At 53.7% G+C, this 4,863-nt stretch carries 3 protein-coding genes and 1 pseudogene; all 4 read right to left on the reverse strand.

From position 1 onward, the window contains the following. Positions 1 to 437, reverse strand: a pseudogene (locus tag ABYP39_RS17355) (asparagine synthetase B); the annotation flags it as partial. Between the two features lie 169 nt (positions 438 to 606). Next, complete coding sequence (locus ABYP39_RS17360) at positions 607 to 2,796, reverse strand: alginate lyase family protein (RefSeq protein ID WP_372783852.1); 2,190 nt, start codon at positions 2,794 to 2,796, stop codon at positions 607 to 609. After that, complete coding sequence (locus tag ABYP39_RS17365) at positions 2,774 to 3,916, reverse strand: glycosyltransferase family 4 protein (protein ID WP_372783854.1); 1,143 nt, start codon at positions 3,914 to 3,916, stop codon at positions 2,774 to 2,776. The genes ABYP39_RS17360 and ABYP39_RS17365 overlap by 23 nt, the downstream gene beginning before the upstream one ends. Further along, on the reverse strand, positions 3,913 to 4,863 hold a 951-nt coding region (locus ABYP39_RS17370; protein WP_372783856.1), incomplete at its 5' end, for an asparagine synthetase B. The genes ABYP39_RS17370 and ABYP39_RS17365, both read right to left, overlap by 4 nt.

Raw genomic sequence — 4,863 nt, forward strand, 5'->3', positions numbered from 1 at the left:
AGGTATTCCGGCAGTATGGCGCGGTTTAAGCTGGGGCTCTGGTTACTGCCCGCGAGTATAGCTTTGATCTCTGAAGCAAAAAGTAACTCCGATTCTGTTATAGCGTAGTAGAGCGGTTTGATGCCCAATCGGTCTCGCGCTAGAAAAAGTTCGCGCTTTTTGGCGTCCCAGATCGCAAAGGCAAACATTCCCTCCAGATGATGAACGCACCCCGCGCCATATATTTCGTATGCCCTCAGCACAACCTCAGTATCGGATTGCGTCGTAAATGCGGCGCCGGCGGTAATAAGTTTTTGCCTGAGTTCGCGAAAGTTATACAGCTCACCGTTATAGGTGATCCAAGCGTCTTTCGAGGGGTTGCTCATCGGCTGGTGGCCGCCACCGATATCGATGATGGACAGGCGACGATGCGCCAGCGCGACCTGGCCGCGATTCATTATACCGGCACTGTCTGGGCCCCGATGTATAAGGCTATCTCGCATTGCAATTAAACGCCGTTCATCAATGGTGGCGTGAGGGTCGAATTTTAGTATTCCAGTAATACCGCACATGGTTTGGTTCCTGGGAGTAAGTAAAAAGATCGCGGTTGATAGAGAGCTTTGGCAGTTATCCTGCCGAGGCTGGGTCGAACTCGCCCAGAAGCGAGATGGCGCGACGTTTCGCGTCCCCGATGGCCGGTGACTCATCGGGCGAAATATTGGTATCGCAAGGATATATCAGTGTTACCAGTCGAAGTGGCAGCTGCGCTACTGTGGTGTAGGTCACTGCGGGGGCGGGGAGGCGTTGCCCGTAATTGGGTGAGTACCACCCGATCGGAGGCTCTTCGCTACCTTCCGCAATCGCGCAGGTAAGACCCTGTGCTGCGAATGTTCTCAGTAGCAGGTTGCCGTTACGGCCGCACGCCCTTACCCAGCCCTGACTGTCCTGCGCAACTGGCATGGGCGCGAACTGGTAGCGGAGCTCAATTCGATGTTCGTCCGCGCCAAATACATCGTCAACAACGATCCAGTAGTCGGAGGTGATGAACAGGACGCGACGTCTGTGCTTAATAGGAGATTCATTGCTGCCATACGCGGTATGGCTTGCGTCTACGACGCTGTAGCCCGGCATTAGGCTGCATTGACGCAGCCGTGCTGTCGGTCGGCTGTGCCAGGAAAATGCGCCGTTTGGTGAGGCCTGGCCGCGACCATCTATTAGCAGCGTGTTGTGAGCGCCGCTACTGCGAAAGTAATCGCGCCATCCCGCATCGGCGGTATAGCAGTATGTGCCGGCGTCGACCAAGTAATTTTCGCCCCAGCAGCTACATTGAATACTGAGCAGGTCGGCGTGTCCGTGACCGCCACTCACCCGGCATCCCAGCGGCCCTGTATCTACTATCATCTGGTGAGCACGCGAATGCCACCCACTGCGCATGACTACGTAGCCACTGTCGCGAAAGCTATGTAGGGGGTCTGGCAAGGGGGCGCGTGGCTTTGCTCTGGGAGCGATATTCTCTGTATTTTTGCCAAACAACCACTGGGTTTCCAATGCTAGGCTGTCTGCCGCCCAGGCGAATGTGCCGCTATCAAAGAGTACCGCTGCGATCGAGAACAATGCGCGGTAGTCGCCGGTACCGCGCCGCTGAAAAGGTAGCAACCAGCCTCCGTCAGTGTCGCCGATCTGCGGTAATGTGCCATCGGGGCGCCTCAGGTGGAGGAGAAATCGGACCATTTTCTTCAATCTGGTCTCAACGTGTTCAGGTAGTGCGATGTGGTTTTGTTTTGTCAGGATGACAAAGTGGAGATAGGTTTCTACGGTGTAATATTGATAGCGCGTGGATTGCTCGAAATAGCCGCCGTCGGCATATACCTGCAGTGAAATCTGGTCGATAAGTGTTTGGGCGCCCAGTACTCGCCAGCGACCAGCACCTTCCAGCTCGGGGAAGAGCACGCCCACGTAGAAAAGTCCCAAGGCCTCAACGGTAAGGTGTGTGTTAGGTGAAAAGTAGCGGGAGTAATTACGTTCTATAAATCGCGCGTGCTGCTGAATCCAAGACAGCATGGTGTAAAACACAGCCGGAGACAGCGCGCTGGCGCCGCGGAAGAATGATAGCGCCCAGCACCAGGATAACAGACGCATGGCAGCTTCCAATGCGCTGCTCCAGTTGATGCCAAAGCCCGCCGGGTTAGCATCCATCCAGCGGGTTACCAGATCCACGAAGCATTCGGCGTAGCGCTCGTTACCGGTGATCCTGTAGGCCTGACCCAAATCGAGCAGCCATTGGTGTCGACTCAATTCCCAAACTACTTTGCTATCGCCAACCTGCTCTATGGAAAGCGGATCGATTCTGCTCCAGTGAACAAGCGGTGGTTCCCGTCCGGCAACTGGATCGAGATGCCAGTTGACTGGATCTCCAAATGACAAGCTGCCATAGCCGAGTATGTCGAACTTTCCGGCGCAGATTGCGTCAGCGCGGGAAATGATGTCTTGCGCTAACGCCTTATCGTTGAGTAAAAGATTGTTTGCTATCTCATCGGCGCAGACTGTATCGCCGGCACCGGCGAAAAAGCGAGTTGATAGAAGGTTCTGAAGGTGTATTTGCAGTTCAGCTTTTGCCGTATCGCGACCTTCTCCACCAAGCCTTGACACCATATCGCTGAGCGCGTTGTCACAGTAGCGGCTATCGAAAGTGCATGAGGGCGTCAGCGCTGGGTTACGCTCCTGAGTCGTTAGCCGCTCAACCATAATGTAAGCATGCTGCCGACTGCGAAAAGCCAGCTCTGAGGGGCCCATTTTAAAGAGGCGTTGTAGTTTCATCGATGCATTTTTCCTCTCTTCTGACACTGGATTTTCCGTCCTTAACCACTAGCTGGTAACAGTCGAGCCACTCGCCGCGGACGTTATCCCAGGTATACTCTTTAACTTCTTGGCGCGCCGATAGTGCTATTTCTTGAGCTGCCTGCGGTTTTTCAATCAGCATCGCTGTTGCGTTAGCGATATTTTCCGGATGCGGTTCGTCTGCCAGCAGCCCGTGTGTTCCGTTGCCTAGCATGTTTGGGATATCACCTGTTGGCGTGGATATGACCGGTAGACCCGCAGCAAACGCCTCGAGTATCGAAATAGGCTGGTTGTCAACAGTTGATGCGTTCACGAATATATCTGCGTCGTTGTAGAGAGTAGGCATATGGTCTGGTTCTACCCGGCCAACAAACGTCACGCCGGATAGGCCTTTGGACGCTACCCACTGTTCTAAACTGGATCGCTGAGACCCATAACCGGCGATCGTAAGTGTTGCCTCCGGATACTGTGTTTTCGTGATCGAAAATGCGTGTAAGACTTTGTCTACACCGTAATGCCTTTCAAGATTTCTATTGGACAGTAGTCTGGGGCGGACGCTGGAGCGCTCGCGATACGAAAAACTGGAAATATCGACAATGTTACGAATAACACGCGCATAATATCCGTGGCGGTAGAATACAGATTGTAGGTACATGGAGGGGACAACGATCGAGTCGGCCATACGTAGCCAGTGATGAACTAGGCATCCCCAGTTGGCCAGATGATCGTTTGCTTCGCCACTGTGATAGTTCAGGATCGTGGGCTTTGAAAATAGCTTGGCCGCTAGCAGCGCAGGAACTGGTGCCAGTAGGAAAGACCAGTACGACGCAGAGAATATATGTACCACATCAACCTGACGCAAACGCGTTAGGCTCGGCACATATAAGCACTGATTAAGCAGGGTTCGAAGCACCGGTATACGCCTCGCCCAACCCAGACCCTTGGGAAAACGAGGGTTCACAGCGATAGTGCTGACTTGAATGCCGTCGGCCATAAGCGATTCGACAAGGCTTCGCGCCTGCACCCCTTGGCCACCCAAAATATCGAGGCTGGGCGCGACAATTGCCACACGGAGAGCTTTCTCAGTTTTACGACTCATTGCGCCCGCATTCCACCTAAAGGCTTGGGCGACGTGCGCCAATTGCGCTTGATGTTTGACTGACCTTCGATGCGCAGTAGTGGCGCGTCGAGAAAGCGGCGACACCATAGTTCAAAACTAATAAGTGTCCAGAGCTGCAAATCCAGCGATCGACCGCGACTGTGAAGCTGTAGCAGGTTTTCAATATAGCCAGAATTAAAAATATTCCTCGCCTGACTGGTGGGCGACAGCAGCAGATCATGCACGAAACTGTTTAAATCTCCGCGGAACCATTCGCCGAGGGGTATTGCGAATCCCTGCTTGGGGCGATCAATAATGTGATCTGGCAGTACCCCTCGCATGGCGCGTTTAAATATATGTTTGGTGTTACCGTTTCGCAATCTGAACTCTGATGGAATCGTCGCAGCGAACTCCACGAGTTTATGATCCAGCAGGGGGACACGCGCTTCGAGTGAGTTGGCCATACTCATGCGGTCGACTTTAGTTAGGATATCAAGGGACAGGTAATTCTTGATGTCCAGATACTGAAGCGAGGAGAGCCAGTCGCTGTCGTCTGCGGGCAGCGATTGGAGCATACTTTGCCAAGGGTCGAGCGACAGTATCTGTTCGCAAACTGGGGATTGAAAAAGCGATTGCTGCGATTCTCTGTCAAACAGTGTGCCGGCATCGAGGTAGCGATCAGGCCCATCAAGCGCGATATGCTTGAGGAAATTACGTCCCTTTGTGCCTTCTGAGAGTTGGCCGCCTACCGCACCCATCAGAGAACGCAGCACGCCGGGAATATAGCGGTAGCGTCGTTCGCGCTGTTCGACACAATATCGATCGTAACCCGCGAACAATTCGTCTCCGCCATCACCCGATAGCACAACCTTGACGTGCTGGGAGGCGAGTTTAGATACCATGTAGGTTGGGATCGCCGAGGAATCGCCAAATGGCTCGTCCATGTC

The sequence above is a fragment of the Litorivivens sp. genome (assembly GCF_041625495.1).
Lineage (GTDB): Bacteria > Pseudomonadota > Gammaproteobacteria > Pseudomonadales > Spongiibacteraceae > Litorivivens.

Excerpts from the sequence above, each read along its gene's own strand:
- ABYP39_RS17360 (WP_372783852.1), bottom strand. The coding sequence starts at position 2,796 with ATGAAACTACAACGCCTCTTTAAAATGGGCCCCTCAGAGCTGGCTTTT.
- ABYP39_RS17365 (WP_372783854.1), bottom strand. The coding sequence starts at position 3,916 with ATGAGTCGTAAAACTGAGAAAGCTCTCCGTGTGGCAATTGTCGCGCCC.